At 45.1% G+C, this 25,782-nt stretch carries 28 protein-coding genes, 1 rRNA gene and 2 pseudogenes; 12 read left to right on the plus strand and 19 right to left on the minus strand.

From position 1 onward, the window contains the following. A 16S ribosomal RNA gene (locus QUB30_RS08365) occupies nucleotides 1–329 on the minus strand; the annotation flags it as partial. Between the two features lie 484 nt (nucleotides 330–813). Between QUB30_RS08365 and QUB30_RS08370 the strand changes: the two genes are divergently transcribed. The 4 genes from QUB30_RS08370 to QUB30_RS08385 all read left to right on the plus strand — a co-directional run bounded on the left by QUB30_RS08370 (nucleotide 814) and on the right by QUB30_RS08385 (nucleotide 4,892). After that, a complete protein-coding gene (locus QUB30_RS08370) occupies nucleotides 814–2,073 on the plus strand; it encodes an ABC transporter substrate-binding protein (protein ID WP_333331795.1) in 1,260 nt (419 codons plus the stop codon). 166 nt (nucleotides 2,074–2,239) lie between these two features. Then, nucleotides 2,240–3,190, plus strand: a complete 951-nt coding sequence (locus QUB30_RS08375) for a branched-chain amino acid ABC transporter permease (protein ID WP_333332198.1) — start codon at nucleotides 2,240–2,242, stop codon at nucleotides 3,188–3,190. Between the two features lie 151 nt (nucleotides 3,191–3,341). Further along, nucleotides 3,342–3,911 carry a GNAT family N-acetyltransferase gene (locus QUB30_RS08380; RefSeq protein WP_333331798.1) on the plus strand — a complete coding sequence of 190 codons (570 nt, stop codon included), beginning with the start codon at nucleotides 3,342–3,344 and terminating at the stop codon, nucleotides 3,909–3,911. Nucleotides 3,912–3,956: 45 nt separating this feature from the next. Further along, the gene (locus QUB30_RS08385) at nucleotides 3,957–4,892 is read left to right on the plus strand and encodes a branched-chain amino acid ABC transporter permease (protein WP_333331800.1); all 936 of its coding nucleotides are present in this window, start codon (nucleotides 3,957–3,959) and stop codon (nucleotides 4,890–4,892) included. 213 nt (nucleotides 4,893–5,105) lie between these two features. Here the strand turns inward: QUB30_RS08385 and QUB30_RS08390 are convergent, their stop codons facing one another. Next, nucleotides 5,106–6,344: an SGNH/GDSL hydrolase family protein gene (locus tag QUB30_RS08390; protein WP_333331804.1), complete on the minus strand. Its 1,239-nt coding sequence runs from the start codon at nucleotides 6,342–6,344 to the stop codon at nucleotides 5,106–5,108. Nucleotides 6,345–6,610: 266 nt separating this feature from the next. Between QUB30_RS08390 and QUB30_RS08395 the strand changes: the two genes are divergently transcribed. Continuing rightward, a complete protein-coding gene (locus QUB30_RS08395; RefSeq protein WP_333331807.1) occupies nucleotides 6,611–7,120 on the plus strand; it encodes a hypothetical protein in 510 nt (169 codons plus the stop codon). A gap of 67 nt (nucleotides 7,121–7,187) precedes the next feature. Here QUB30_RS08395 and QUB30_RS08400 read toward each other — a convergent pair. From QUB30_RS08400 to QUB30_RS08445, 10 genes and pseudogenes are all read right to left on the minus strand, one after another. Continuing rightward, nucleotides 7,188–7,362: pseudogene (locus QUB30_RS08400) on the minus strand (ISKra4-like element ISMiva1 family transposase); the annotation flags it as partial. Between the two features lie 244 nt (nucleotides 7,363–7,606). Continuing rightward, nucleotides 7,607–8,014, minus strand: coding sequence for a VOC family protein (locus QUB30_RS08405; protein WP_333331811.1), 408 nt, complete (start codon nucleotides 8,012–8,014; stop codon nucleotides 7,607–7,609). Between the two features lie 98 nt (nucleotides 8,015–8,112). Beyond that, nucleotides 8,113–8,526, minus strand: a complete 414-nt coding sequence (locus QUB30_RS08410; RefSeq protein ID WP_333331814.1) for a VOC family protein — start codon at nucleotides 8,524–8,526, stop codon at nucleotides 8,113–8,115. A gap of 85 nt (nucleotides 8,527–8,611) precedes the next feature. Further along, nucleotides 8,612–9,043 (minus strand): YciI family protein, encoded by a 432-nt coding sequence (locus QUB30_RS08415; RefSeq protein WP_333331817.1) that lies wholly within the window; start codon nucleotides 9,041–9,043, stop codon nucleotides 8,612–8,614. A 37-nt stretch (nucleotides 9,044–9,080) separates the two neighbouring features. Beyond that, the gene (locus tag QUB30_RS08420; protein ID WP_333331820.1) at nucleotides 9,081–9,533 is read right to left on the minus strand and encodes a nuclear transport factor 2 family protein; all 453 of its coding nucleotides are present in this window, start codon (nucleotides 9,531–9,533) and stop codon (nucleotides 9,081–9,083) included. Nucleotides 9,534–9,708: 175 nt separating this feature from the next. Beyond that, complete coding sequence (locus tag QUB30_RS08425) at nucleotides 9,709–10,068, minus strand: YciI family protein (RefSeq protein WP_333331823.1); 360 nt, start codon at nucleotides 10,066–10,068, stop codon at nucleotides 9,709–9,711. Nucleotides 10,069–10,157: 89 nt separating this feature from the next. Next, entirely contained in the window at nucleotides 10,158–11,402 is a 1,245-nt protein-coding gene (locus QUB30_RS08430; RefSeq protein WP_333331826.1) for an RNA polymerase sigma factor, read from the minus strand. A 25-nt stretch (nucleotides 11,403–11,427) separates the two neighbouring features. Beyond that, nucleotides 11,428–11,994 carry a GNAT family N-acetyltransferase gene (locus QUB30_RS08435; protein ID WP_333184104.1) on the minus strand — a complete coding sequence of 189 codons (567 nt, stop codon included), beginning with the start codon at nucleotides 11,992–11,994 and terminating at the stop codon, nucleotides 11,428–11,430. A gap of 25 nt (nucleotides 11,995–12,019) precedes the next feature. Then, entirely contained in the window at nucleotides 12,020–13,891 is a 1,872-nt protein-coding gene (locus QUB30_RS08440; protein ID WP_333331830.1) for a serine/threonine-protein kinase, read from the minus strand. Nucleotides 13,892–14,102: 211 nt separating this feature from the next. Further along, complete coding sequence (locus QUB30_RS08445) at nucleotides 14,103–15,062, minus strand: aldo/keto reductase (RefSeq protein ID WP_333332201.1); 960 nt, start codon at nucleotides 15,060–15,062, stop codon at nucleotides 14,103–14,105. 126 nt (nucleotides 15,063–15,188) lie between these two features. Between QUB30_RS08445 and QUB30_RS08450 the strand changes: the two genes are divergently transcribed. Continuing rightward, nucleotides 15,189–15,824, plus strand: a complete 636-nt coding sequence (locus QUB30_RS08450) for a DUF1802 family protein (RefSeq protein WP_333331833.1) — start codon at nucleotides 15,189–15,191, stop codon at nucleotides 15,822–15,824. Here the strand turns inward: QUB30_RS08450 and QUB30_RS08455 are convergent. The 4 genes from QUB30_RS08455 to QUB30_RS08470 all read right to left on the minus strand — a co-directional run bounded on the left by QUB30_RS08455 (nucleotide 15,811) and on the right by QUB30_RS08470 (nucleotide 18,521). Further along, on the minus strand, nucleotides 15,811–16,461 hold the full coding sequence (locus QUB30_RS08455) for an ABC transporter permease (protein ID WP_333331836.1): 651 nt from the start codon (nucleotides 16,459–16,461) through the stop codon (nucleotides 15,811–15,813). The two genes, QUB30_RS08450 and QUB30_RS08455, sit on opposite strands and share 14 nt — an antisense overlap. Before the next feature lie 33 nt (nucleotides 16,462–16,494). Then, nucleotides 16,495–16,956, minus strand: a complete 462-nt coding sequence (locus QUB30_RS08460; protein ID WP_333331839.1) for a DUF29 domain-containing protein — start codon at nucleotides 16,954–16,956, stop codon at nucleotides 16,495–16,497. A 53-nt stretch (nucleotides 16,957–17,009) separates the two neighbouring features. Continuing rightward, nucleotides 17,010–17,765, minus strand: coding sequence for an ATP-binding cassette domain-containing protein (locus QUB30_RS08465; RefSeq protein WP_333331842.1), 756 nt, complete (start codon nucleotides 17,763–17,765; stop codon nucleotides 17,010–17,012). Between the two features lie 198 nt (nucleotides 17,766–17,963). Beyond that, nucleotides 17,964–18,521 (minus strand): NUDIX hydrolase, encoded by a 558-nt coding sequence (locus QUB30_RS08470; protein ID WP_333331845.1) that lies wholly within the window; start codon nucleotides 18,519–18,521, stop codon nucleotides 17,964–17,966. A gap of 251 nt (nucleotides 18,522–18,772) precedes the next feature. On the opposite strand from QUB30_RS08470, the gene QUB30_RS08475 reads away from it, so the two are divergent. After that, entirely contained in the window at nucleotides 18,773–19,039 is a 267-nt protein-coding gene (locus QUB30_RS08475) for a hypothetical protein (protein WP_333331848.1), read from the plus strand. Between the two features lie 548 nt (nucleotides 19,040–19,587). On the opposite strand, the gene QUB30_RS08480 is transcribed toward QUB30_RS08475, so the two are convergent. Further along, on the minus strand, nucleotides 19,588–20,019 hold the full coding sequence (locus QUB30_RS08480) for a hypothetical protein (protein WP_333331851.1): 432 nt from the start codon (nucleotides 20,017–20,019) through the stop codon (nucleotides 19,588–19,590). 265 nt (nucleotides 20,020–20,284) lie between these two features. Between QUB30_RS08480 and QUB30_RS08485 the strand changes: the two genes are divergently transcribed. Both QUB30_RS08485 and era read left to right on the plus strand, forming a co-directional pair. Beyond that, nucleotides 20,285–20,458 carry a hypothetical protein gene (locus QUB30_RS08485; RefSeq protein WP_333331855.1) on the plus strand — a complete coding sequence of 58 codons (174 nt, stop codon included), beginning with the start codon at nucleotides 20,285–20,287 and terminating at the stop codon, nucleotides 20,456–20,458. A 68-nt stretch (nucleotides 20,459–20,526) separates the two neighbouring features. Beyond that, nucleotides 20,527–21,438, plus strand: a complete 912-nt coding sequence (gene era / locus QUB30_RS08490; RefSeq protein ID WP_333040924.1) for a GTPase Era — start codon at nucleotides 20,527–20,529, stop codon at nucleotides 21,436–21,438. A gap of 142 nt (nucleotides 21,439–21,580) precedes the next feature. Here era and QUB30_RS08495 read toward each other — a convergent pair whose 3' ends face one another. After that, nucleotides 21,581–21,853 (minus strand): hypothetical protein, encoded by a 273-nt coding sequence (locus QUB30_RS08495; protein WP_333331858.1) that lies wholly within the window; start codon nucleotides 21,851–21,853, stop codon nucleotides 21,581–21,583. A gap of 131 nt (nucleotides 21,854–21,984) precedes the next feature. Then, nucleotides 21,985–22,518: a peptidoglycan-binding protein gene (locus QUB30_RS08500; RefSeq protein ID WP_333331861.1), complete on the minus strand. Its 534-nt coding sequence runs from the start codon at nucleotides 22,516–22,518 to the stop codon at nucleotides 21,985–21,987. A 148-nt stretch (nucleotides 22,519–22,666) separates the two neighbouring features. Here QUB30_RS08500 and QUB30_RS08505 point away from each other — a divergent pair. The 3 genes and pseudogenes from QUB30_RS08505 to QUB30_RS08515 form a co-directional block, all read left to right on the plus strand. Further along, nucleotides 22,667–22,813 (plus strand): annotated as a pseudogene (locus QUB30_RS08505) (GTPase Era); the annotation flags it as partial. Between the two features lie 182 nt (nucleotides 22,814–22,995). Continuing rightward, nucleotides 22,996–24,546 (plus strand): ATP-binding protein, encoded by a 1,551-nt coding sequence (locus QUB30_RS08510; RefSeq protein ID WP_333331864.1) that lies wholly within the window; start codon nucleotides 22,996–22,998, stop codon nucleotides 24,544–24,546. A 369-nt stretch (nucleotides 24,547–24,915) separates the two neighbouring features. Further along, nucleotides 24,916–25,779: a DUF6602 domain-containing protein gene (locus QUB30_RS08515; protein WP_333331867.1), complete on the plus strand. Its 864-nt coding sequence runs from the start codon at nucleotides 24,916–24,918 to the stop codon at nucleotides 25,777–25,779. Nucleotides 25,780–25,782: the final 3 nt, after the last annotated feature.

Below are 25,782 nucleotides of genomic sequence, written 5' to 3' on the forward strand. Positions count from 1 at the left end.
CCCCACTGCTGCCTCCCGTAGGAGTCTGGGCCGTGTCTCAGTCCCAGTGTGGCTGATCGTCCTCTCAGACCAGCTACCGATCGTCGCCTTGGTGGGCTTTTACTCCGCCAACTAGCTAATCGGACGCGAGCTCATCTTCAGGCTATAAATATTTTCCCTTTCGGTTCATCGGGGCTTAGCAGTCGTTTCCAACTGTTGTCTCCGTCCTGAAGGCAGATTCTCACGCGTTACTCACCCGTCCGCCACTAAGTATTTCTACTCCGTTCGACTTGCATGTGTTAAGCAGACCGCCAGCGTTCATCCTGAGCCAGGATCAAACTCTCCGTGTTGGATTGTTTTTTTGGCTTTAGTCAAGTTCTTTCCACTCAGCATGAAGGCTGGTTTTTTCCCCTTGACTTTTTTCTCGTTGTTTGTGATATTGAGTATTAGCTCTCGCTCTCACTCTCTACCTTGATTTTTTTGACGAGGTTAATAGTGCTTTAAGCTTTCAAACTATTCTTTTTTCTAGGTTCAGTTTTTTACCTTCCGGTTGTGGTTCAGTGAACCGCTTCCCTTCTGGCGCTTTATTAATATACTGATTCCGCAAGATGTTGTCAAGCGTTTTGTGAAAGTATTTTTGATTATTTTTTGAAGCCATACACCGTCAGGGTTTGAGCTGTTTATTTCCGCTACTGCTTCCGCTGGCTGACTCCTCTTTTCGGGAAGGGGTCTTTTTTTTTGCAAGATGGGGCTTTTGGGGGGAGTATCTACCGCGCATGGGTAGAATATCTCTACGTGTAGATGTTCTATATATAGATGTTCGATCGCCCGCTCATGAAAAACCCTACTGCTCGCCCTAGCGCCTTGTTCGTTACCTGCGCTTCACTGCTGATCGCTTGCAGTCAGACGAACACTCCCCAAACCTCTACTACAGCATCTCCGGCGACTTCGCCCTCTCCCGGTGCTTTGCCAGAGGGTTCGCCTAGTGGGGGTAGTTCCAACACTATATCTATAGGTATTGGGGTGGCCCAAACTAGCAATGTGGCTTTACTGGGTCAGGAACAGGTGGCTGGGGCAAAAATAGCTGAGAAATATTTCAACGATAAGGGCGGTGTGGATGGGACGCGGATTAAACTGGTATTCCAAGATACCGGTGGAGACGAACAAGGGACGATCAATGCTTTTAATACTCTGATCAATCAGGATAAGGTCGTGGGTATTGTGGGGCCAACCCTGTCACAACAAGCTTTTAGTGCCGATCCGATCGCCGATCGCGCAAAAATTCCCGTACTCGGACCATCCAACACCGCTAAAGGCATTCCCCAGATTGGCGATTATGTGGCCAGAGTCTCCGCCCCTGTCGCCGTGGTAGCACCTAATGCGGTTAAGGCGGCCCTGAAGCAAAATCCCAATATTAAGAAAGTAGCCGTGTTTTTTGCTCAGAATGATGCTTTTAGCAAATCTGAGACTGAAACTTTTCAGACAACGGTTAAAGATATGGGACTGGAATTGGCAACAGTCCAAAAATTCTTGACTACTGATACAGATTTCCAATCTCAAGCCACTAATGGGATAAATGTCAAGCCCGATTTGATAATTATTTCTGGGTTGGCGGCAGATGGAGGCAATTTAATTAAGCAGTTGCGGGAGTTGGGCTACAAAGGCGTTATCATTGGGGGCAACGGTCTGAATACTTCCAATGTATTTTCGGTTTGCAAGGCTCTTTGCGAGGGGGTTTTAATTGCCCAAGCATACAGCCCAGAGTATCAGAATGAGATTAATAAGGCTTTTCGTGATGCTTATCGCGCTCAATTTAAGAAGGAACCGCCTCAGTTTAGCGCTCAAGCTTTTACTGGCGTACAAGTTTTTGTTGAGTCATTAAAAGAAATTAATGCTAAGTCGAAGGTTAGCCAAAAGCCTTTGGCAGAATTGCGTACAAATTTGAATCAGCAGTTGTTGAGTGGAAAGTACGATACGCCTCTGGGGGAAATTTCTTTTACGCCGGAAGGTGAAATCAATCAGAAAGAGTTTTATGTGGCACAGATAAAAATGGATGCTGATGGAAATAACGGTAAATTTGAGTTTTTGAAATGAAGTCAGGCACGACAATGATTTTGACACGGATACACGGATGAGTTATTGAGTGTGATTCTGAAGTCACCCCCCGGCCCCCCAAGGGGGGAAGTCAGAAGTCAGAGTAAAAATTGTATGTTTTTTGTTGTTGAATAATTTCGGTGTGAGGCTCGATTCTTAACTGGTGATGGATTTAACTCTGTTTCTGCAACAATTTTTGAATGGTTTGTCGATCGGCAGCGTGTATGCTATTTTTGCCCTGGGATACACCCTAGTGTTTTCTATTCTCGGAATTATTAATTTTGCTCACGGTGCAGTGTTTACTTTGGGTGCTTATTTCACTTATGCACTGATGGGCGGTGCTTTCGGTTTTAACGGGTTGTTGGCTAATGCGAGAATTCCCGTGCAGTTTCCTTTTGCTGTGGCACTAATTTTGGGCAGTACGCTGGCTGGTTTGGTGGGAGTAATTGTTGAAAGAGTTGCTTTTTTGCCTTTGCGCCGCAGAAACTCCGATCCACTGCTGACGGTGGTTTCGAGTTTGGGGGCGGCGGTGGCGATCGCCAATATCATCCAGTATCTTGTCGGTGCAGAAATTTACACTTTTCCTACTAATACTTACGGCAATTTGCCGGTAGCTATTAACTTTGGTACGGCGGATAAACAGATTCCTATTCGCACTGTTCAAATAGTGATTTTTGGCGTAGCTATTGCGATTGTTAGTCTTCTAACTTACTTAATAAATTTCACTAAATTTGGCAAAGCAATGCAGGCGGTGGCTGAAGATGCTACTACTTCTAGTCTGTTGGGTATTGATACTGACAGATATATTGTTTTGACGTTTTTTGTGAGCAGTTTTCTGGCTGGTTTGGCGGGTAGTTTGGTGGGTTCAAGTGTGAGTATTGCTGGGCCGTATTTTGGTATTGCTTTTGGTTTGAAGGGTTTGGCGGTGATTGTGCTTGGTGGGTTGGGGAGTATTCCTGGGGCAGTTTTGGGAGGTTTTATAATTGGTTTGGTGGAGGCTTTTGTACCGGGAGATTTTTCGGCTTATAAGGATGCGGTTGCTTTTGCCATATTGTTTATTATGCTCTTGGTTAGACCCCAGGGTTTGTTTGGACGGCGTTTGATTCAAAAGGTATAGTATTATTTGCAAGACATCTAATAAGGCAGGGCGGTTTTAAGAAGGGAAAACTGGTTTCCAGCAAAGACTGTACCTAAACCAGCCCGTATAAACTCTTGTGGAGTTTTATAGACGTACCTAGAAAACTTATTCATACCTCTGAGGCAGTTTGATGAATTCGGAAGTTCCATTAATGGTCAGCGAGCGTCTTTTTTTGCGATTAGCAAATCAAGACGATATCTGCGAAATCATTAAATTTTACAGTGACAATCAAAAGTTTTTTGCTCCCTGGCATCGATATTGGGCGGAGGATTTTTTAACGGAAAGTTATTGGGAAAAACAAGTAGAGAAAGATTTCCAAGGCTTTAAGTCTGACAAATCTTTAAAGATGTGGATTTTTGAGAAGGCTAATCCTGAGTATATTGTCGGTAACGTTAATTTTGATAATTTTGTACGAGGTGCCGGTCAGTTTTGCTTTTTGGGATATAATCTGGCAGAAGCGCAACAAGGTAAAGGTTACATGACGGAAGCTGTGAGAGTTGCAATTCAATATGTTTTTGGAGAGTTAAATTTACATCGCATAATAGCAAATTATATACCTCACAATCAGCGTAGCGGTAATCTACTTAAAAAATTGGGATTTGTGGTAGAAGGTTACTCTAGAGACTATTTGTTGATAAATGGTCGGTGGGAAGACCATATTCAGACTAGCTTAATCAATCCAAATTGGAAACCAAGCTAACCCGATTTTCCTTAATAACTTCTAATCTAAAATAGCTAAAATCAAATGGCTACATTTTTGACTACTTATGGGTTTCTGATTGTCTCGATGTTGCTGGGTGCAATGTTGGGAATGTCGCTGTATTTGCCTTTAATGACTGGACAGTTGTCTCTGGCTAGCCCTGGTTTTTATGCTTTGGGTGGGTATATTGCGGCGATTTTATCTACGACGGTTTTTCAACAGACAGGGGGTTTATTTCCACTGCCGTTGTTGTTATTAGAGATGATAATTGCAGGGGCTGTTTCGGGGTTGCTGGGGATTTTAGTGGGAATTCCGGCGCTGCGGTTAAGCGGGATTTATTTGGCGATCGCAACTATTGCTTTTGTGGAAATTTTGCGGGTTTTATCGCTAAATTTAGATATCACGGGCGGGGCTGTGGGCATTTTTGGGATTCCACAACCGTTTGCGACGCCGATCGAGTATTTGTGGATTGTAGTACCTTTACTATTGGTAAGTATGGCGATTGTGTATCGGCTGGAACGGATTCGGGTGGGGCGCGCTTTTGCTGCAATCCGCGCTGATGAGTTGGCGGCTGATGCGATCGGGATTAACCCAACTTTTTATAAGGTTCTGGCTTTCACGTTAGGTGCTGTTTTAGCTGGGGTTGTGGGTGCTGTTAGCGCTCATTTCCTCAATACTTGGAACGCCCGTCAAGGTACTTTTGATGCTAGTATTATTTACTTGACTTCTGTGTTAATTGGTGGTAGCAGAAGTTTCTTGGGGGCAGTTTTGGGTGGGATGGTGTTTACTGCTTTGCCGGAAGTTTTGAGGGGAATGGCGACTATTCAGGGATTACCGATTTGGTTGGCGCAATTCCTGCGGGATGGGCGGTTAATTATTTTTGGGTTGCTGATTGTTTTGGGGACGATATTTTTTCCGCAAGGGTTGGTGACGCCGGAGTTGTTGAAGAGGTTTAAAAAGGGCGATCGTACTTCTGTTTAAAAACAGATAGCGTTACGATTTATGCCCATCCGCGTCGCGATCGACTGTTATATTAAACCCCATCTTTTTTAGCAAAAATGAACTGTTTTTGTTGTAGTATACAGCCATTTACTATTATCAGCTATAGGCGATCGCATCCACACCCTTTATCGATCGCCTATCCATCAAAAAAGTCAGGGGCGATCGCATCCACACTCCTCATCAATCGCCCTGTCAACGATTGTAGGCTTTGCGATCGCGATCGACGGGCCCAACAAGTTTGAACTTATCGCATAAGTCTTGTGCAATAAGTTTACCAACTTGCTCATGGCCTTGACTATTCCAATGACCGTCACACTGCATAGCATTGGGAAAGCCATGTACGCAAGTTTTATTTTTTTCTGCATACTCTTGCAATCGCGGGACTGTATCCAATGTTGTAATATTGAGGCGATCGCCAAAGGCTTTGATTCTCCAATTAGGATAATACAAGTCCTTAATGCCAAATTTTTTCATATACTTTTGACGAAGTATAGGCTCGGGATTGACTTGAACTCCCGTACTGACAATCAAAACCATAAAATCTGCCTTTTTTGCCTTGACTTCCTGACTCATTAGTGTAATTAATCCTTCTGTCACTTGCCAAGCCTCTTTCCATACTGGATCGATAGGTTCTTTAAAGTTATTAGCGGCTCGTTTTTTGTCTACGGCATCGACTAGACGTTTCTTATTATTTAAATCAACTTGTCTGACTACCCGCAAAATGCGTGAATTATTGACCAACCAAGTCGGAAGATAATCAACAGATGAAAACTCCAAATAGTTATGTTCTCTTGGTGACAGTTTCAGCCCTGACATATCTGGAACTAATTCCCCCTTTTTATAGACAAAAAATGGCTTACGTTTAGAAAATTCAAGTTTTTTTGAATTATTAATAATATCGTTTCCAGGAAGAAAAGCTAATATCACTAAATCTGGAGAATATTGCCAGACTTTATGGCGCAGAGTAATTAGTTCTTGATCCGTCCCATAGCCCTGAACCCCAAAATTAATTACCTCAACTTTGCGATCGCCTAAAGCAGTACATTGTTTATTGAGTTGCTTTCTCATTTTCCACCAAAAAGTATTTTCCATCGGCACTTGTAAAGATTCGGCAAAGGAATCTCCCAACACTGCGATCCGAAAAGTTTTTGGTGGTTTCTCCTTGGTATGTTCGCGATCGCGTAAACCATCTTTATTGGCGCGAATGAAGGAGCGATCGCCTTCACCCTGCCACTCGAAATACGCGCCCGGTTTCAATGACCAACCAGCGGGGTCGTCTAATCTGTAACTATCAAAAGAAACAAGATCGCTGGGCTTTTTTATACCTTGAATTCCCGCCTGATGAAGAGCTAATTCTCCCAGAAAAACACCCGCCATAATTCCCCCAAAAATTAGGGTGAGTTTTTCCGCCCATAAACTTAGTTTTTTCATCTTAGTTTGCTTTAAAATAAAAATCCTGTCTAAATCCGCGACTATCTCAAAAAGACAATCACTACAGACAATTAATGTTTTTCTTACGAAGCTAATTTTATGCTTTTGAGCATCATAGACCGATCGCCCAAAACTGAAAAGGGAAAAAAGACGGAAAAAGACGGGTATTTCTAAAAGAGGGGTGCAAGGCGGAAAAAGACGGAAAAAGACGGAAAAAGACGGAAAAAGTCGGTTATACTAACTCTAGTTCTCTAAAACCCCTACTGATGGACACTGCCCATATTTTGCAATTTGTAGATGAAGTAGTCTGCGCGAAGACAGACAAACGCCTCAATGACTTGGAGCGTAAAATTATCGAGGGAATACTTAAGCGACAAAAGTATTCTGATATTGCAGATACTTACGGTTGTACGGCTGGTCATGCTAAGGATGTAGGTTACGAGCTTTTGCAAATGTTATCTGATGTTTTTGGCGAATCAGTTGATAAAGGTAATCTGGAATCTGTTCTAGAACGGCAATTAAATCTGAATCTAAATGTTGGCGACCGCAACACTACTAATTTTTGGGATAGCAACACAATTAAATATATCAATAGTTGCTCAGAATTACCCACTCCTACCCTAGATAAAAGTCAGCCTGCGACTCCTGACTACCAGGCCAGCACAAATCAAGTTAAAATTGAAATGGTTGGTAAATTACGACAGTTGGGATTGAAGGATGAGCAAATTGCAGAGGTGTTAGGACTAGCCTTGGAGATGGTGAAGCAGATGGATTGAAAAAAATGAGTTTATTAAAAGTGTAGTAAGGGTTCATCAACTCAATTGTTTTACGAGAACCGCTGTTGAGGAAGCCGATTACGGATTTTACTTTTCTGCTTCTTCCTGTTTGAATTCCTGATACTGTTGAAAGAAAAGCTACCTAGTTCTGTACCCACTTGTTTTAACATTTTTTGACGTAGAGATTTCTCGATACTTTCAAAAGTTGAGAGAGCGGCTGAATCTGTATTTCTGTAAAGAATTTATGCTGCCCCTTTTAAGTATGCTTTGAGCTGCTGTTTATCTGAGAGTGTCATTTTCTTTATCTCATCCTTTTTTTACAGTTTTACTAGATTTTTTATTTTAGCCATTTTTTCAGGGATTTGCCAAACTGAGATGCACCCTTTTTGGATTTTTGGATATTCGATAGCTCTTCTCAATGCAATCACTAACTTGGATCAATTGAGAAGAGCTTTGTATTGTTTTCAGGAAGCAGATAGAAAATGCCTAACCTTGATTGACTGCGCTGGGTTCCATGAACACAGTTTCCCAAATGTGGCCATCTAAATCCTGAAAGCCATGACTATACATAAATCCGTAGTCTTGCGGTTCATTGTAGGTCGTTCCGCCAGCAGCAACTGCCTTGCTAATCATTTTATCCACTTCTTCTCGGCTCTCGGAAGACAAGCACACCAGCACTTCTGTACTCTTGGTGGCATCGCAAATTGCGTTGGGTGTAAATTCCTTGAACTTGGCTTCTGTCAAGAGCATGACGAAGATGTCTTCGCTCACAACCATACAAGTGGCAGTTTCGTCAGTAAATTGGGTGTTAAAACTGAATCCAAGTTTAGTAAAAAATTCGACAGACCGATCGAGATTTTTGACGGGTAAATTCACGAAAATTTTAGTGGCCATGTTTTCTCCTTTTTAACTTCGATCGCAAGGTGAAACATTAACGATTTTTCGCTAATGTTTGAATTGAAGGGTAAGGCCTGTGAGCAAATTTGAAAGGGTTAGGTAGCTGGCTGGACATTAATCATCCACGGTGTGCCAAATCGATCGACAAGCAGTCCAAAACCGGTAGACCAGAAGGTCTCTTGGAATGGCATATTTACCGTTCCGTTTTCTGCCAATTTTTGAAAGATCCGCTCCGCTTCGACCAGCTCGTCAAATTCAAGATGCACAGCGAATCCCTGTGGTTTTTTAAAGTCATCGGGTAGAGTGTCAGAACCCATCAATACCATTCCACCAACAGTTAAGTTGGCGTGTATGATTCGATCGCGCTGTTCGGAGGGAATTTCCTCAGACAGGGGTGCATCCCCATAGGTCATCATCTCGTCGATTTTGCCACCTAAACACTGTTCGTAGAATTTAAATGCAGCTTTGCATTCACCGTCAAAAAAGAGATAAGTATTCAATTGCATCATGTACTCCTTTGGTTAGTCGATCGAGCAATCCATTCAGGGGAAATGATGTGGCTGCCGGACGAAAATTTAGGCAGTATGTATGCCCTCAAGAACGCTGGAGTTGTTCTGCCCCCGCCCGAATTCGTTCTTCCTGTTCCCTGAGTTCGGGCGTCAAGGATTCGCCGAAGTCCTCTGCACTAAAGATCGGGCGAATTTCGATCGCGGATTCTCCTGGCATCGGGTTGGGGCAGCGTTTGACCCAGGCAATCGCTTCCTCCATCGACTGCACTTGCCAAATCCAGAATCCGGCAATCAGCTCTTTTGTCTCTGTGAACGGCCCGTCAATCACGCTGCGATTTGTGCCTGAAAACATCACCCGCGCTCCTTTTGAGCTGGGATGCAGCCCTTCGCCAGCGAGCATAATTCCCGCCTTGACCAATGCTTCGTTGTACTGCCCCATTTCCGTCAGAAGCTGTTCGCTGGGCATGACGCCTGCCTCTGAGTCTTCGGTAGCTTTGACTAGAACCATGACTTTCATCGTGAAATCTCCTTTTGTTTGTGGTTGTTGAGCTGGGTTAAGGTGCGATCGAGAAAACGGCTTTAGACGTTTCTGGATCGAAGGGGACAGAGCAATGCTCGTGCACAATCTGCCATCTGCCCTGTTTCCGCTGGCACGCAGAGGTGATTCGCATCCACATCTGCCCCGCTGGGTGCTCTGGTGCCATCCCTGTGAAGTGAAAAAACCAGTGCGCGATTGCCAAATCACCGCTCACGGTGAGGCTGAGGTCTCGCATCTCAATCCCGAAGGAGTCGGGGAAGCAAGGCAGGCACGCCTCCCACGTCCGTCGAAATTCATCTGCACCTTTGGTTTGGAACGGCGGTATTGCATCGAAAACAATCACATCTTGGGCGTAGTGCGCCATGATGCGATCGAGGTCTTTGGCGCAGATGGCACTGGCCGTATCTGCGATGATTTGTCGAATCTGGGCTTCATCTTGTGTTTTGGTGGTTTCGGTTGTCACAGTCATGGTGGTATCTCCTTATTAATGTCGATTGGTTTTCGGGGCGCAGATTGAAAACTGCTAACCCTTGCTCTACCATCTAGTCGAATAGAGGTGCGCGCGATCGACAAGTTGAACATTTTTTCTGAAAAAGTTTGTCAGTGCGGATGTGGAAGTCTGCGTTGAGCGGTATTGACGGCAATTACTGGTCTGATGGCAAGCCCGACAGTTCCACGATCGGGCGAATTTCAACCGTACCTCTACTGGCGCTTGGTATGCGTGCTGCGATCGCGATCGCTTCGTCAAGATCCTTGGCCTCGATCAGAAAGTAGCCGCCGAGTTGTTCGCGCGTCTCCGCAAACGGTCCATCGGTGACAAGTTTTTTGCCGTCACGCACTCGAATACTGGTTGCTGTGGCGATCGAGTGTAGCGGCGAAGCACCCAAATATTGACCGTTCGCTTGCAGTTCTTGGGTTAGCTGCAAAGACTTTGCGTAGCATTGTTGCAGCTCGCTTTCAGTCCAGGCATTTTCGTCGCTGTAAATCAGCAATATGTATTTCATCGTTACTCCAAAATTCGATCTGAGATAGTCGCCTTCATTTAGTAGTCGTTCGGCGAAACTGCAAATCGACAGGGGAGCAAAAAATTTTTTCAGCCTAACTCGCGAAGGCGTTTTTCGAGAAAACGACGCTCTGGTTCCTGTTTCACGATCGCCAGCGCCTTTTGGTAGGATTCTCTGGCATCAGCCGTTCTGCCCAGCCGCCGACACAAATCGGCTCGTGCGGAGTGTGCCAGATGGTAGTCTGCCAAATCCCCATGCGCTAATATTTGGTCGATCGATTGCAGTCCCGCTAAGGGGCCATCACGCATTGCCACTGCCACCGCCCGATTTAAGGCAACAACGGGGGACGGCTCTAATTGCACGAGCAGGTCGTATAAGCCCACAATCTGCGCCCAGTCCGTTGCAGCAGCACTCTGGGCCTCTGAATGCACCGCTGAGATCGCAGCCTGAAGCGTGTACGAACCAAACCGTCCTGATGATAGCGATTGCTGAACCAGTAACCTGCCTTCAGAAATTTGTGCTTGATTCCAGAGCGATCGATCTTGGTCTTCTAGAAGGATGAGGTCGCCTGTGGAGGAAGTGCGTGCGGTGCGCCGCGATTCTTGCAGCAGCATCAGCGCCAGGAGTCCAATCACCTCGGAGTCTGGCAACAGTTCCATTACCAGCCGTCCCAAACGGATCGCTTCGTCAGCGAGATCGGCCCGCGTCAGCGATCTGCCAGATGAGGCCGCGTACCCTTCGTTAAACACCAGGTAGATCGTTTGAAGCACGGTATCCAATCGATCGGGCAAATCGGTTATCGACGGCACTTGATAAGGAATGCGTGCGTCGCGGATCTTCGCCTTGGCCCGCACGATCCGCTGCGCCAATGTGGGGGGAGCCATCAGGAAGGCGCTGGCAATTTCCTCGGTACTGAGTCCGCAGACTTCCCGCAGCGTCAACGCCACCTGAGCTTCTGGCGACAGGGCCGGATGACAGCAAGTGAAAATCAAGCGCAGGCGATCGTCCTCAACGTCCTCGTCATCCTCGATTGTGGTGTCACTCGGATCGAGTTGTTGAGCGAGTTCTGCCAAGTGCGTATCAAAGCGGGCGCGACGGCGGATGGTGTCGATCCCTTTAAAGCGACCCACTGAAACAAGCCACGATCGCGGGTTAGCGGGAATGCCGTCGCGGGGCCATTGCGCTACAGCCGCAGCGAAGGCTTCGTGCATCGCCTCTTGGGCGCGATCGAAGTCACCGAGCAAGCGGATCAGTGTGGCTAAAACGCGACGCGATTCGGACCGGTACACAGCTTCCACCTGCTGACGGATTTGATTGGCTGCTGTCTCATTCATAAAGCGTTCACAAAAAAAACATATATTATCGGCCGTGCCGCAGAGTACGATGCTCCCATTGCGCCCGTGCAATCCGCCAATCGACCTCGCTCCAACCGCGATCGGACATCCATGATGACCCTGGGCGGGTAGCAACCACCTCTGCTCCTATCCACTGGGCCAACCGAGCGATCCGGGTATTTGCACTCACAGTAGACCCGGAGATCGCCTTCAGATCGAGTTCCGTGAACCCAAAGTCGAGCAGCGCACGCCCCACCTCGATCGCGTAGGCATATCGCCCCCAATAGGCTGGTGCCAGTTCTAGACCAAATTCCATCTCGCCAGTTTCAGACAATTTTCCCCGCAGTCCACAGCAACCGACAAGCGCGTAAGGTTCCTGTCGTTGTACGATCGCCAGTTGGTAATTTAGTCGAGGGCGATCGCCAGCCCATGCCTGAAACATCTCAAATAAACGTGCGGCATGGTCGGGACTAGACCGATCGGGTTCGTAAAATGTCTGGTTGCGCGGATCGGCTTGATAGTCCAAGAATGGCGATCGATCGGAATCTACAAAGTCACGCAGCAGAAATCTTTTGGTTACAATCTTTATCATAACTTACAACTTTAATTGTGGGCCATTAAACAAACATCATATTCTGCCAAATCTTAATAGTTTTGTCACTGCTGCCGCTCGCTAAAAACTCTCCTTCCGGGCTAAAATTAACCGAATAAACCGAGTTAGTATGACCTGCAATATTACAGATTTCTTGACCGTCTTTCACTCGCCAAATCTTGATTGTTTGATTGCTGCTACTAGCCAGAATCTCGCCATCGGGACTAAAAGCAATAGAATCAACATACCAAGAATGTCCTGTGATAGTTAAAACTTCTTGCCAATCTTTGACCCACCAAATTTTAATAGTATTGTCATGGCTGCCGCTCGCCATAAACTCTCCCTTTGGACTAAAAGCTATGCAGCGAACGGAGTCTGTATGACCTGTAATTGTGCGAATTAGCTTCCCATCTTTAACTCGCCAAATTTTGACTGTTCTGTCCCAACTGCAGCTAGCAAGTGTTTCTCCATCCGGGCTAAAAGCAACAAAATAAACTAAATTGATGTGACCCGCAAGCGTGCGAATTTCTTGCCCGTCTTTGACTCGCCAAATCTTGATTGTTCTGTCCCAACTGCTGCTAGCAATAATTTCGCCATCGGGACTGAAAGCTGCGCCGTAAACTGAGTTACTGTGACCGATCAGGGTGCGGATTTCTTGTCCATCTTTCATCCGCCAAAGTTTGACAGTTTTGTCGTGGCTGCTGCTGGCTAGCATCTGTCCGTCCGGGCTGAAAGCTACTGTATAAACCGAGTTAGCGTGTCCTGTGAGGGTGACAATTTCTTGCCCGTCTTCAACTCCCCACAGCTTGATTGTTTTGTCATCGCTGCCGCTGGCTACGACTTCTCCGTTGGGGCTGAAAGCGACAGAGTAAATTAAGTTTTTGTGACCTGTTAGAGTGTGAATACATTGCCAGTTATAAGTTTGCTGTTGGGACGGGGTGGGTGTTGGGGCGGGTTTGACTAACTTGGAAATTGTTTGGGGAATTGCTAGGTCGATCGCAACTTGGGGATTAATTTCTTTTAATACTTCAACAGCCGTTTGATAGCGGCGGTTGGTAGCATTTGCAATCATTTTATCTAAAATTTTCCCGAGTTGTTCACTCACCGGGTTGTTAGCCAAATACTGCCGCCATATCCAGGCATCTTCACCAGGGTCAAACAGGTCAAAAGGGGAAACTTGAGTTAGCAAATACAAAGAAGTTACCCCTAAACTGTACAAATCGCTGGTAAAAAATGCTTTGCCTCTGGCTTGTTCGGGGGCGATGTATTCGGGGCTGCCGATGCTGGTTCCTGTTTTGAGTAAAGCCGTACCTGTGGCAATTTTGGCAGCGCCAAAGTCTACTAAAACTAATTGTTTGTCGGCGCGGCGGATAATGTTTCCGGGTTTGATGTCTCGGTGAATAACGTTGTGGGAATGGATGAAGTGAAGGACGGGTAATAAGCTATTGAGTAAGTCTTGAATTTGATTTTCTGTAAATGTGCCTTCTGTTTCTACAATTTGTGCTAAATTTTGCCCGTCGATAAATTCTTGGACTACATATTGTCGGCCCTCTTGGATGGAATAGGCTAATAGTTCGGGAATTTGATGGTGTTTGCCCAATTCGTCTAATCGCATTGCTTCTTGTTCAAAAAGTTCGGCTGCTTTTTTGCTGTTGCGATTGCTTGCTGATGGGATGAGTTGGATTTCTGGGGGTAAAAATTGTTTGATGACGCAGCGAGGTTTTGAGGGTTTGTCTTCGTCAACGGCGAGGAATGTTCTACCAAAACCGCCTTGTCCGATCGCCTTTATAGCCCGGTAGCGATCGCGCAGCAGCAGTTTTGAACGGCAATCCCTACAAATTTTGGCGGCGGGAGGGTTTTGTGGCTTGGAACAGTTGGGGTTTAGGCAGTAACTCATTCGATTTTAGATTTTAGATTTGCGATTACGGATTTTATATTTTATGTTTTTGAATATTTGCACTAGGTAGTAAATATTATACCTCTTGCCCGACGCTATAAAATTTATAGGACTTATTCTCAAAGGGGTTTTACGCGCTACTTATAGGGGTAAGGTGCGCGGTGCGGCGCACCCTACATATAGAGGTTTTGCTAGTCTTGAATTAACTATTTTAGAAATTCCACATAACGGGGTTATCGTCTAAATGATCGGTGACGGTGCGCCCGATCGCGTCAATTTCTTTTAATTCCTCTTCACTCAATTTTACCTCAGCAGCTTTAGCATTTTGGGCTGCTTGTTCCCCGTCGCGCGCGCCGACAATTGCATTTGTTTGTGGCTGGGAAATCAACCAAGCTAAAGCTAAATTTCCTAAGCTTGTCTGGTGGCGATCGGCAATTGGCCTGAGTTGATTTAATGCTGTTTGCACTCGGTCGTAATTTTCTTTGATGAACAGCTTATTTTTGGCGCGGTGGTCGCCTTCTTCAAACTTGTGTTCTGGCCCGAATTTACCTGTCAATATTCCTTGAGCTAGAGATGAATAGGCAATGATGGAGATATGATTGTCCACACAATATGACATAGCATCTTTTTCTACCCAGCGCCAAAACAGAGAATAGGGCGGTTGCAAGCTGTCAATGCGTCCGTATTGGGCGGCTTCTTCTATTTGGGCGCGGGAGAAGTTGGAAACGCCGATCGCCCGAATTTTTCCCTGTTCTTTTAACTTGTTCAGGGCGTCCATTGTGTCTGCAATTGGCACTAACTCGGAATTCCAAGTGCCAGCGGGCCAGTGGATTTGGTAAAGGTCGATATAATCGGTGTTGAGGTTTTTTAGAGATCGATCGCACGCTTCGATTAACAAATCGGGTTTCAAGTGGTTGGCGAAAACTTTGCTAGCATAAACTACTTGCGATCGTACATCTGAAAGTGCTTCACCGATAATTTGTTCCGAATGGCCTTCTCCGTAAACCTCAGCCGTATCAAAGGTGGTAATACCGGCATCAAAAGCGGCGCGCATTGCTTTGACAGTTTCAGCATCCTCAATTCCCACCCACATCCGCTTCCCAGCTTGCCAAGTCCCCATAATTATCGGGGTGATATAAATTTCCGAAGTGCCCAATTGCCGATTTTTCATATCTTCAACCCTGCTTTTTTTCATTATCATTTATTCGGACGCCATATAATTTTAGCAGAATCAAGGTGCTGTACTTGCTTGAAAGTACGGATTTTGTTACTATTGTTAAAACAAGACTAAGTTTCTATGAAATCAACTACTCGCGCACTGAAAGAATGGAATGTAGCAGTTAATGCTTTGGAACAAGGCCAAACGATTATGCTGTTGCGGAAGGGGGGAATTCGCGAGCAAGCAGGACATTTCAATGTCGGTGACAAACAGGTTTTATTATATCCAACTTTTGAACACCAACAGCCGGATTTATTAAAACCGGAGTTTGCAGATCGAGTAAAAACTGTCGAATCGGGCTGGCATCCTGAAGTTATTAAAATTGGCAGTTGGGCGGAGATTACCGATGTTTTTTTGGTAGCTTGGGAACCGGCCATTACTGCGCTGTTTCCTTACCATATTTGGAATGAAAAATTTGTCAGCGACCGCCTGAAATGGAAACAAAATCAGCCAATTTATATTTTATTGCTGCGGGTTTATCGCCTTGCAGAAATCCGCGAAATTCCGTACATTCCTGAATACGGCGGTTGCCGTTCTTGGATCGATTTGGCAGATCCAATTTTGCTGGACGGAACCAAAGCTGTTTTGAGCGATCGAGAGTACATTGAACGCTCAAATCAAATCCGCAATCTGATAGCGAATCCTGCGAATGATTCTGGTTCGCAGAGAGTGACAACGCTGACAGATGGCAGTCAGGATTTTAGTCCTGATTAAGAGTTTTTAATGTACTTTTAGAGAGGCGGGCTTCTACCAAACCCAGCCCAAAATCCACAGCTAATGCCATCAAAGCTGCCGGAATTGCCCCAGCCAAAAGTAACTGATTGTTGACTGTAGCAACGCCGCGAAAAATAAACACCCCCAAGCCGCCAGCACCAATTGCCGCGGCAATTGTTGCCAGTCCGATCGCAATTACCGCAGCAACTCGCACCCCCGCCAGAATCACGCCCAGTGCCAGGGGGATTTCCACTTGCCATAACAGTTGCATATCGGTCATCCCCATGCCTCTTCCTGCTTCCGCAATCGCTGGATCGACGCCGACAATACCAGTATAAGTATTGCGGATAATTGGCAGTAAAGAATACAGAGTGAGGGCGATAATTGCCGTGCGAGCGCCTATTCCACCCAATACCGGCAACGGGATTAGCAAGCCAAACAAAGCTAAACTGGGAATTGTTTGCATAATATTAGCAAATCCCAAAATTGGCTTTTTCAATTTTGGTTTTCTGGTGGCTAAAATTCCCAGGGGAATCCCCACAATAATAGCTATAAAAATTGCCACAGTTACTAAATATAAGTGTTCGACGGCGCGCTGAATTATTTGGGCACCATAGCGGTTGATAAAAATTATCATTGGGTAATTGGTTATTCCTGATTGCTGTCAATCTTATAAATCATTTTCTATTTCAGGACTTGCTTCACCAGGATAGAAGCGAGAGTCCAGAATTTCCTCTAAGCTGTAAAGGCAATTTTGAGGAAATGTTTTGAGAGGTAAATCGGTTTCTCCTACTGCCAAATCTCTACCATTTTGATAAGCTTCTGGGAAAGCTTCTTGCAAGTAAGGTTTCAGACTTGGGTTCTCCTGTATCAGTCTCTGAGTGTCCCGCCGCTGCACTCGAATTGTAGACAACCAGCTACGACTGCGCTGCTGGGGCTGATATTGCCACTTCAGCAAATGTCCCAGCAAAATGCTCAAACGATTTCTAAGTTCTTGACGTTCCTGTTTGCCCAAAGATTCAATCTCCTCAATTAAATTTGGCAAGTCAAGTTGACTCCACTGACACTTGCGAAGTAACTTGGCTTGTTCTTGCGTCCAAGCATAGAAGTCTGTCTCGTAAAGACTGTGCATCGTTTGATTATCAGCTTAGTTACTAAAACTATATTATCAAATTTTTGCTAAAATCATTCAAATCTAGCTACTTGCAAACATTCAAGAAATGCGCGAGCTTCTGGATGCTGAGATTTTATAAAATTATCGGGCGATGCCAATTCAATCAACCGTCCATCTTGCATCAAACCTATTCTAGAAGCTAACAAAAAAGCTTCTTGAATGCCGTGAGTCACAAAAATCACAGTTTTGCCGAGTTGCTGCTGCAATTGACCGAATTCTCGCTGCAATTCCAGACGAGTAATGGGGTCTAAAGCACCAAACGGTTCGTCCATTAACAATATCGGAGGGTCAGCCGCCAGTGCTCTAGCGACGCCTACCCGCTGCCGCTGTCCGCCGGATAACTGATGGGGATAGCGTTTGGCGAAGTGCTGGGGGTCGAGGTTGACTAATTCTAACAGTTGGCGGACGCGAGATTTAATGCGATCGCCCTCCCAACCTTCCAATTTCGGCACTAAACCGATGTTTTGCTCGACGGTAAAATGGGGAAACAAACCTATTTCTTGAATCACATAGCCAATTTTTCGGCGCAGTTGAATTGGGTTCCACTGAGTTGTCGGTTTTCCCATGACAAGAACTTCGCCGCTGCTTGGCGTCAGTAAATTGTTAATCAATTTCATGGTGGTAGTTTTGCCACTGCCGCTGCGTCCCAGCAATACTAAAACTTCTCCTTGCAGCACTTTGAAATTGAGTTTGTCTACTAAATGCCTGCGGTTGAGACGATATGTAACGTCGAGGCATTCGACAGCAACTTCATGATTGAGAGGCATGATTAGTTCCGGTGATTTGGGTTTTCAGGAATTTTAGGACTTACAGACAAGGGGCGAGAAACCAGGTTTTTTTCTCAGATAATTTGCTGCTTCACCTAAGATTTGTCAGAGAAACCTGGTTTATGAGCGTAAGTCCTAAAATTCAAATCAGCGAGTCTCGGGGGACAATTCCCAATTCTAAAATCTAAAATCTAAAATCTAAAATCTAAAATCGACTTGATTTTGCCATTCTAGCAGTAAGGCTCGACATTGCAGGCAAGTTAATTTTTTGAGCAAGTCGCGAATTCCGTCTGGGGTGACAGGATATTCAGCACCGATCCGTTCGGGGTTTACTGTTGCTGTAGGGTGCAATTCTGCAACAAAACCGTAGAGTTTTTGATTGGAGAAGGAACTGTTTATTTCCCAGCCGACGGTGTTAATCGGTTCGATGCGGGCGATCGCACTTTCTGTCACGCCTAGTTCTTTCTTGAGTATAGCTGGAACTTCCGCTGCTGGCGTGGCTTCGGCTTCTACGCGACCGCCGGGAAAATCAAGGGTTGCTTCTGCTACACCGGGGCGATACATCGGTGGGGGAAACAGTAATTTTTCAGATTGAATTGTCAAGATTACAACTGAATCGGCTCTTTCAACTCGCCAATATTCTACTATTTGCCCTTCGCTTGTTTCGAGATGTTCGGCGATTAGTTCTACCCATAGAGAGTTGATTTCTAAAAAGCGGTCTAGAGTTTTCCACGGGGATTCTGCACTTTGGTTCATGTCGGAATTTTTGAAATAAATCAGATGTTGTTTGTTATGGTAGGCGATCGTTGCCGAACCCAACAATAAAAGATCGACCTTTTCAGCTTTGAACCCGTTTTTTGCTCTCGATTGTAAATTTTTGCTACAAGGCTACACATTTGCCTGGGAAATTCCGTAGCATAGACTACATAATAGATTTTTTCTGCGCCTTCGCTCTGGGTTGTTGCAACCCCGACCTGGTGCAGACTCTTAGCTCAAAAGGAGTTGTGATGAAACTGCAAACAGATATTCGTACTTGGCAATCCCAACCAATGTCAGGAAGCGTCGCCAGTGCCCGCGACTGGGAAAAATTTGGCTGCGCCGTACCTGCACCCAAATTGGCTCCTTCTATGTGGGTTAAATTGTTCAATCCGCCAACCGCATTCAGCTTTGACGAGGCGTGGCTGTTGTGTGAATGTTCGGAGGAAAAGTGGCTGGCTTGGATTCCTGATTATGGCGAAATTTTACTGAGTACACATGAATTTTGCGCTACTTAATCGGGAATGACGCATACAAACTTTCATAAACCAGGTGTTATAATCCATATCCCTCGGGTTCGACGGGATTTTTTGGCAACAAGCTGGTTTCTGCGTAATTATCTTGTTTGCAGTGAGGAATGCAAGTCCTCAAGCTTCGATCAGGACTTGCATTCCTCACTACAAACCTCTTATATGATGTTGTTCCAGCCAATATCATATATAGCAATCCTTGCAGGAGTCGTAAAATTTTTACCCCACCCCAACCCTCCCCGAACCCGCGGGGAGGGAGTAAGAAATTCACAAATGATTTAGGATTGCTGTAAGTCCTAATAGATATTAATAGAAATTTCCCCACCAAAAAGAGCAATAGAAAACCTATTGCTCTTTTTGTTCAAAAACACTCTCTAGTTTTGATCTTTAGATAGCGGAAGTTACATCAAGTGGCCTCGATTGACCCCAATATCGCCGCCGTGACGGGTTTACTGTGTCGATGCTTGGATGGGAGATATGGGCGAACCCGCCCTTACAGCAATTACGGTCAATTTAGCCACCATGATATTGCTGGTTTATTTGCAAACTGCACGGTTATTTGCGTTTCTGACAATCGTGCCTACTGTACCATTAATCTTAATCGGGTTCTTGGTGCTGGCTCGGATCAAGCGGGGCTGTTTTGCCAGACATTCTCTGATTGATTGTGACCACGCGGTGAGAGCTGCGGTGTATTCTGAACGAGTGGATGGGGCGCGAAACTGATCTGTAATTAGGTAATCTGTGGTGATGCTAGTGTCAGTAGCAACATTGGTAATAATTGGAAAGTCAAAAGCTTTGGGCAAGGTTCTGTCAGGTCTTTTGCCCGGTAGCAACTGGTATTTCATCGAGCCGCCCTTGTAGTCAATCTCTGCTTGAGGGCTTGTGGGAGGGCTGGTTTGAGCGAAGGCTGGAACAGGCAGGCTTGCTACCAAAACGGTGCAAAAACTCCAAAATAATTTCGATTTCATCTGATTCATCTCCTCAACTTTATGACGATTAGCACTAATTAGGTATGCTCCCAAACACTAGCTTTTATGGAAAAAGCGCCTGGTGATATTCAGCTTTTGAGTTTGAGTTTAACCTACCTAATTTATTACCAAACATTCTCAAAAATGTTAAAACTGGTTTGCCTGACAAACTGTAGAATAGTTTCAGTTGAGTTAAACATTTACACATCTGAAGTTGTTACAGCATTTGGGTGTCGGTTTTACCAGAATAATTCATTTTCGAGCGATGTCATTGGAACTTTATCAAATTTTGTCTCAGATATCAAGTTTTGCCGCTCGCGTATCAGGTTTTAACACTGGTTTGCGGCTCGATCGAGGTTTGAGTGTGGCGCGCTATACCAGGGCGAGAAAGATGGTAGAGTGCATCGATGGGCGTTTGAGTATTTTCAGGCGACAATAGACAGAGAAGGGGCTTGAAAATAGGTGATTTTAGTGGAAGATAGTAAATTTATCGACGTATCGGACATTATGGGTGTTCCCGTGGCTCCGGCGGGTTACAAATCGGGCTTTGTGGGTATTGTCGGACGCCCGAATGTCGGAAAATCAACGCTGATGAATCAGTTGGTGGGGCAGAAAATTGCGATTACTTCGCCGGTGTCTCAGACGACACGTAACAGGCTGCGGGGCATCCTAACGACACCGGAAGCACAAATTATTTTTGTAGATACTCCCGGAATTCACAAGCCGCATCACCAATTGGGCAAGGTTTTGGTGCAGAATGCCCGCACAGCGATTCAGTCAGTGGATGTGGTGCTGTTTGTGGTGGATGGTTCGGTGGAATCGGGAGGGGGCGATCGATATATTGTCGAAATTCTCAGCAATTGCAAAGTTCCGGTGATTTTGGGGATGAATAAGTTGGACGAACAACCGGAGGATTCCGTGTTGATCGATCGAACTTACGAGCAAATTGTCAATCCTGAGTGGCCGGTGGTGAAATTTTCCGCTCTCACGGGCGAGGGTGTCGAGCCGCTGCAACAATTGTTAATCGAACATTTGGAGGTTGGGCCTTATTATTATCCGCCAGATTTGGTGACTGACCAGCCGGAACGCTTTATTATGGGCGAATTGATTCGGGAACAGATTTTGCTGCTGACGCGGGAAGAAGTGCCGCATTCCGTAGCAATTGCGATCGACATTGTTCAAGAAGAAGCAAAAATTACCCGCATTCTAGCGACAATTCACGTCGAACGAGATTCGCAAAAAGGCATTTTAATCGGTAAAAGCGGCAGTATGCTCAAGTCGATCGGCAGTGCGGCCCGGGAACAGATTCAAAAGTTAATTGAAGGCAAAGTATATTTGGAGCTATTTGTCAAGGTACAGCCGAAATGGCGACAGTCTCGCACTCGTTTGGCGGAATTGGGCTATCGGGTGGAAGAATAAAGCGAACTGATGGAGCAAATAAGGGCGATCGTTGAGAGATTTTACAACTGAACTTCCCCTCGTAGGCAGAAGTTCAGTTGAAATCATTGTCCTAAAAACTCCGCCCGCAACTGTCAACTGTCAACTGTCAACTGTCAACTCTTTAAGGACGTTCGGCAAATTTTTGAACAGCTTTTGGTGCAAAAGCAGCAACTAAAAAAGAAGTTGTAATGTATTTGCCATCAGCATTCTTGATAGTTATTGTGATTGCGCCAAACACAATTGCTGCAATCAGTGCAATAAAACTCATCGCTCGCATTGCCGAGTAGTGTCCATTATCTTCCTGCAAAAATTCAGCCAGCTCTTGTCCGGGTTCAGAAGAATTTGCTGGAGCTTCAAGGATAGCAGAATGTGTCATTTGATTAACCTCATACATGATTAAAGCTTAACTAACAGGACTTACGCAATAACTGAGAAACTACACTACCTGTAGTTGTAAGGTGCGGGTTTCGCACCCTACAATTAGAGTCGGCACGTAAGTCCTATACAAGTGAGATATACCGTTGTTTAGTGCCGTAACTTGCTCAAAGCGTGCCAAGTTCTCGGCCCGACAATTCCATCGGCTGGTAAACCCTTAATCGTTTGGAACTGGATCGCCGCTACTTTGGTCATAACCCCGAAGTATCCGTCAACAAAACCGAAATAGTATCCATTCAATTTCAAGACATTCTGAACAATTTTGACAGCATTACCTGAACTACCAATCATGAGAGTCGGCATATTCACAGGTGCACCCGAGTATAGTGCTTGCCAGGTTAGAGGACTGACAATCCCATCTTCAGGTAAAAAGACGCGGTGTTGATAGTCTTTAACGGCGTCTTCAACATAGGTGTCGAAAATACCATCGATCGCAAAACCGTAATAATATCCCCAATGATATAAAAGCTGTTGCAGTTCCTTGACGGCTTGACCAGTAGAACCCCGTTTTAAAGTGGGTTTCATGAGTTTAGACGCTTCAGCAACTGCAAGAGTTGATTGAGAAGTTGTATCGGCGACGACAGCGATAGCTTGATTATTGAGAGTTTTTTCTTCTGTAAACATGATGGGAATCCTCTGTGCATTCGAGTGTTTTCATTTGATATTTCAGGTATAACTGCTGTCTTCGATGGCTTCACAGTCGCTTTTTATAGTGACACTTTTGTGAGTTCACACATTGGAGTGTCACTCATTTGAGTTCTATCGTTTCCGCTTACAGTCGATCGGCAGTGCGGCGCGAGAACAGATTCAAAAGTTAATTGAGGGCAAAGTATATTTGGAGTTATTTGTCAAAGTGCAGCCGAAATGGTGGCAGTCTCGCACTCGTTTGGCGGAATTGGGCGATCGCGTGGAAGAGTGAAACTTTGGCAGTTGGCAGTTGGGGTTCTTCCGTTCTATGAATCAAGAATCGAGCACGACTTTCGCTCTGAGAGAGTTTCATCGGGGCCGGAGAGTCGATACAAACCCCCGCTTAACAACTAGAACGCCATTCCAACAACAGTACACTAAACTGAGAGCAGCCCCATTCGCCCCAGTTGACCTATGCCGCGTTGGTTCAATACTGCTGGCCCCTGCCGCGATGACATTCACTATCAGCTTCCTGCCACCCGTCGCCTCCCAAATTTAGAGCGACTGATTGCTCAGCAAAGCTATTTCGTCATCCACGCACCCCGGCAAGTGGGGAAAACCACCGCTATGCTGGCGTTAGCCAAACAACTCACCGAAAGCGGACAATACACCGCCGTGATGCTGTCGGTAGAAGTGGGCGCACCCTTCAGTCAAGACATCGCGGGTGCAGAGGATGCCATTCTCGGTGCTTGGCGACGGGCGATTTCGATTCGACTTCCCCCAGAATTGCAGCCACCTGCTTGGCCCTCGTCGGAACCGGGACAGCAAATCGGCGATGTACTCAGCCTGTGGACACAATCTTCTCCTCGTCCTTTGGTGGTTTTCATCGATGAAATTGACGCACTACAAGACCAAGCTTTGATTTCTATTCTGCGCCAATTACGCGATGGTTATCCCAATCGCCCGAAAGCGTTTCCGCAATCGGTGGGTTTAATTGGTTTGCGGGATGTTCGCGATTACAAAGTGGCTGCGGGGGGAAGCGATCGACTCAATACATCCAGTCCGTTTAATATTAAAGTGCGATCGATTACTCTCAGAGATTTTAATGCCTCAGAAGTCGCGGAACTCTACGCGCAACATACCCAAGATACCGGACAAGTTTTTACACCTGAAGCCGTAGCCTTAGCTTTTGAACTGACTCAGGGACAACCTTGGTTGGTGAATGCTTTAGCTAAGGAAATTGTAGAAGAATTAGTAACAGATGAATCTATAGAAATTACACCAGAACATATTTTATCAGCTAAAGAAATTTTAATACAACGGCAAGATACGCATTTGGATAGTTTGGCAGAACGACTGCGAGAAAACCGAGTCAAAGCCATTATCGAGCCGATGTTGGCGGGTTTGGAACTGGGCAATATCCCCAATGATGATATTCAGTTTTTAATCGATTTGGGTTTGTGTAAGATGGATGTTCAGGGTGGATTGACGATCGCCAATCCAATTTATCGGGAAGTTTTGCCCCGCGTCCTCACCGTAACGCCAATGGCTTCTCTGCCACAAATTGCACCGAGTTGGTTAACGTCCCAGGGGACATTAGACACCCAAGCGTTACTCAAAACTTTTCTCGCGTTTTGGCTGCAACATGGTGAACCGTTACTCAAAAGTGCTTCTTATCCCGAAATTGCACCACATTTAGTATTGATGGCGTTTCTGCATCGGGTGATTAATGGTGGGGGAACGTTGGAACGGGAATATGCGATCGGACGCGACAGAATGGATTTATGTTTGCGTTATGGTGAGGTAACATTGGGAATTGAACTGAAGGTTTGGCGAACTCGGAAAGTCGATCCGTTGAGTAAAGGCTTGGAACAGTTAGATGGATATTTGGCTCGATTGGGAGAAGATGAAGGGTGGTTGGTGATATTCGATCGACGCGAGAATGCGATCGAATTAGAAGAACGATTGAATACTGAAATTCATCTGACACCAATGGGGCGAACCGTTACAGTTATTCGTGCGTGAAGAAGTTCTGATGAATGTTTTGGTTCTGGCGATCGCCGAAAGTGTGCGCTCCACTCTCATCTAAAATACAATAAAGATAACTTTTTTCAGGGCGACGGCTCATGTGCTAGAGTCGAATCGTGCGGCGAACTCGATTGAGGAAAGGAGATTCTGATGGAGAGTAAGAAGGGGTTGACATATATCCTTGTTCTGCGGTATTATTCGACTATATCCAGTATTTTACTGCAACTGCGATATAATTATAAGTTAGCCTGCTTCGTTTTTTGGTGAGGGCGGTACGCCAAAATTACCTTATTCGTGTTTAAAGTTAGATTACAGACAGGTTATCAATGAAACAGTATAATTGAAACGAAGAGTCAAATATTGATCGTGGTAAGTAAAATATTTGAGCAACTGTTATTAGAACAAATAGAGATTTTTAGAAACTCATTTTCTAACGTTTCTAAAAATCTCTTCTATGATGAAAAACAGGGTAAACTGATTCATCCCGGTGAATACGGTTCGTACAGGGAAGCAATAGTAAAAGATTTTTTAAAGTTTGTAGTCCCTTTGAATTTAGACATTTCTCAGGGTTTCATCATCAATCCCAATGACGAAATTAGTACACAATGCGACATAGTTATTTATGATGCGCGAGTTACTCCTCTAATACAGTCTGAGAGCAGACAAAGATTCTTCCCTGTTGAGACAGTGTGCGCCATTGGAGAAATAAAGTCAGTCTTATCTAAGCAGGATTTTAAGAATGCAATAAATAAGCTCACTAATGTTAAGAAGCAAAGAGAAAATATTGGAACTAAAACAATTATAAGAAAAGTGATTCCAGGTGATTATAATCCAGAGATTTGTCCATACGACCAATTGTTCACATTTATTGTATGCCAAAAGCTTAACTTTGATATTCAAAACATAGCTAGCGAAATCAACCAGCTATATGACATTAATTTACCCGGTAGATACAAACATAATTTAATTTTGAGTCTAGAGGATGGGTTATTACTCTATTACGAGCCTAAAGAACGTAGACCCATGATGTATCCTACTCTTCGAGGCTATGAATGCTTGAAAAACAGATTCATGCAACCGACTGATGATGGGGTTATGCATTATAAGTTATTTGCCACTTACCTTTTTATGGGTGTTTCGCAAACCACTGTTCTTTTTCCAGAGATGGCTGACTATATTAGTGACACTGACAATCGAATTTGGGGTTTCATAAATCTAGATGAGCCTTGATTA

The sequence above is a fragment of the Microcoleus sp. BROC3 genome (genome assembly GCF_036702515.1).
In the GTDB taxonomy this organism is placed as follows: Bacteria; Cyanobacteriota; Cyanobacteriia; order Cyanobacteriales; family Microcoleaceae; genus Microcoleus.

Bases quoted from the DNA above. Each gene is read 5' to 3' on its own strand.
- QUB30_RS08440 (WP_333331830.1), bottom strand. From the start codon at position 13,891: ATGAGTTACTGCCTAAACCCCAACTGTTCCAAGCCACAAAACCCTCCC.
- QUB30_RS08510 (WP_333331864.1), top strand. From the start codon at position 22,996: ATGCCGCGTTGGTTCAATACTGCTGGCCCCTGCCGCGATGACATTCAC.
- QUB30_RS08385 (WP_333331800.1), top strand. From the start codon at position 3,957: ATGGCTACATTTTTGACTACTTATGGGTTTCTGATTGTCTCGATGTTG.
- QUB30_RS08390 (WP_333331804.1), bottom strand. From the start codon at position 6,344: ATGAAAAAACTAAGTTTATGGGCGGAAAAACTCACCCTAATTTTTGGG.
- QUB30_RS08430 (WP_333331826.1), bottom strand. From the start codon at position 11,402: ATGAATGAGACAGCAGCCAATCAAATCCGTCAGCAGGTGGAAGCTGTG.
- QUB30_RS08500 (WP_333331861.1), bottom strand. From the start codon at position 22,518: ATGTTTACAGAAGAAAAAACTCTCAATAATCAAGCTATCGCTGTCGTC.
- QUB30_RS08480 (WP_333331851.1), bottom strand. From the start codon at position 20,019: ATGAAATCGAAATTATTTTGGAGTTTTTGCACCGTTTTGGTAGCAAGC.
- QUB30_RS08380 (WP_333331798.1), top strand. From the start codon at position 3,342: ATGAATTCGGAAGTTCCATTAATGGTCAGCGAGCGTCTTTTTTTGCGA.
- QUB30_RS08435 (WP_333184104.1), bottom strand. From the start codon at position 11,994: ATGATAAAGATTGTAACCAAAAGATTTCTGCTGCGTGACTTTGTAGAT.
- QUB30_RS08450 (WP_333331833.1), top strand. From the start codon at position 15,189: ATGAAATCAACTACTCGCGCACTGAAAGAATGGAATGTAGCAGTTAAT.
- QUB30_RS08445 (WP_333332201.1), bottom strand. From the start codon at position 15,062: ATGAAAAATCGGCAATTGGGCACTTCGGAAATTTATATCACCCCGATA.
- era (WP_333040924.1), top strand. From the start codon at position 20,527: ATGGGTGTTCCCGTGGCTCCGGCGGGTTACAAATCGGGCTTTGTGGGT.
- QUB30_RS08420 (WP_333331820.1), bottom strand. From the start codon at position 9,533: ATGACTGTGACAACCGAAACCACCAAAACACAAGATGAAGCCCAGATT.
- QUB30_RS08415 (WP_333331817.1), bottom strand. From the start codon at position 9,043: ATGAAAGTCATGGTTCTAGTCAAAGCTACCGAAGACTCAGAGGCAGGC.
- QUB30_RS08495 (WP_333331858.1), bottom strand. From the start codon at position 21,853: ATGTATGAGGTTAATCAAATGACACATTCTGCTATCCTTGAAGCTCCA.
- QUB30_RS08475 (WP_333331848.1), top strand. From the start codon at position 18,773: ATGAAACTGCAAACAGATATTCGTACTTGGCAATCCCAACCAATGTCA.
- QUB30_RS08455 (WP_333331836.1), bottom strand. From the start codon at position 16,461: ATGATAATTTTTATCAACCGCTATGGTGCCCAAATAATTCAGCGCGCC.
- QUB30_RS08405 (WP_333331811.1), bottom strand. From the start codon at position 8,014: ATGGCCACTAAAATTTTCGTGAATTTACCCGTCAAAAATCTCGATCGG.
- QUB30_RS08425 (WP_333331823.1), bottom strand. From the start codon at position 10,068: ATGAAATACATATTGCTGATTTACAGCGACGAAAATGCCTGGACTGAA.
- QUB30_RS08465 (WP_333331842.1), bottom strand. From the start codon at position 17,765: ATGCCTCTCAATCATGAAGTTGCTGTCGAATGCCTCGACGTTACATAT.
- QUB30_RS08395 (WP_333331807.1), top strand. From the start codon at position 6,611: ATGGACACTGCCCATATTTTGCAATTTGTAGATGAAGTAGTCTGCGCG.
- QUB30_RS08485 (WP_333331855.1), top strand. From the start codon at position 20,285: ATGTCATTGGAACTTTATCAAATTTTGTCTCAGATATCAAGTTTTGCC.
- QUB30_RS08370 (WP_333331795.1), top strand. From the start codon at position 814: ATGAAAAACCCTACTGCTCGCCCTAGCGCCTTGTTCGTTACCTGCGCT.
- QUB30_RS08470 (WP_333331845.1), bottom strand. From the start codon at position 18,521: ATGAACCAAAGTGCAGAATCCCCGTGGAAAACTCTAGACCGCTTTTTA.
- QUB30_RS08375 (WP_333332198.1), top strand. From the start codon at position 2,240: ATGGATTTAACTCTGTTTCTGCAACAATTTTTGAATGGTTTGTCGATC.
- QUB30_RS08410 (WP_333331814.1), bottom strand. From the start codon at position 8,526: ATGATGCAATTGAATACTTATCTCTTTTTTGACGGTGAATGCAAAGCT.
- QUB30_RS08460 (WP_333331839.1), bottom strand. From the start codon at position 16,956: ATGCACAGTCTTTACGAGACAGACTTCTATGCTTGGACGCAAGAACAA.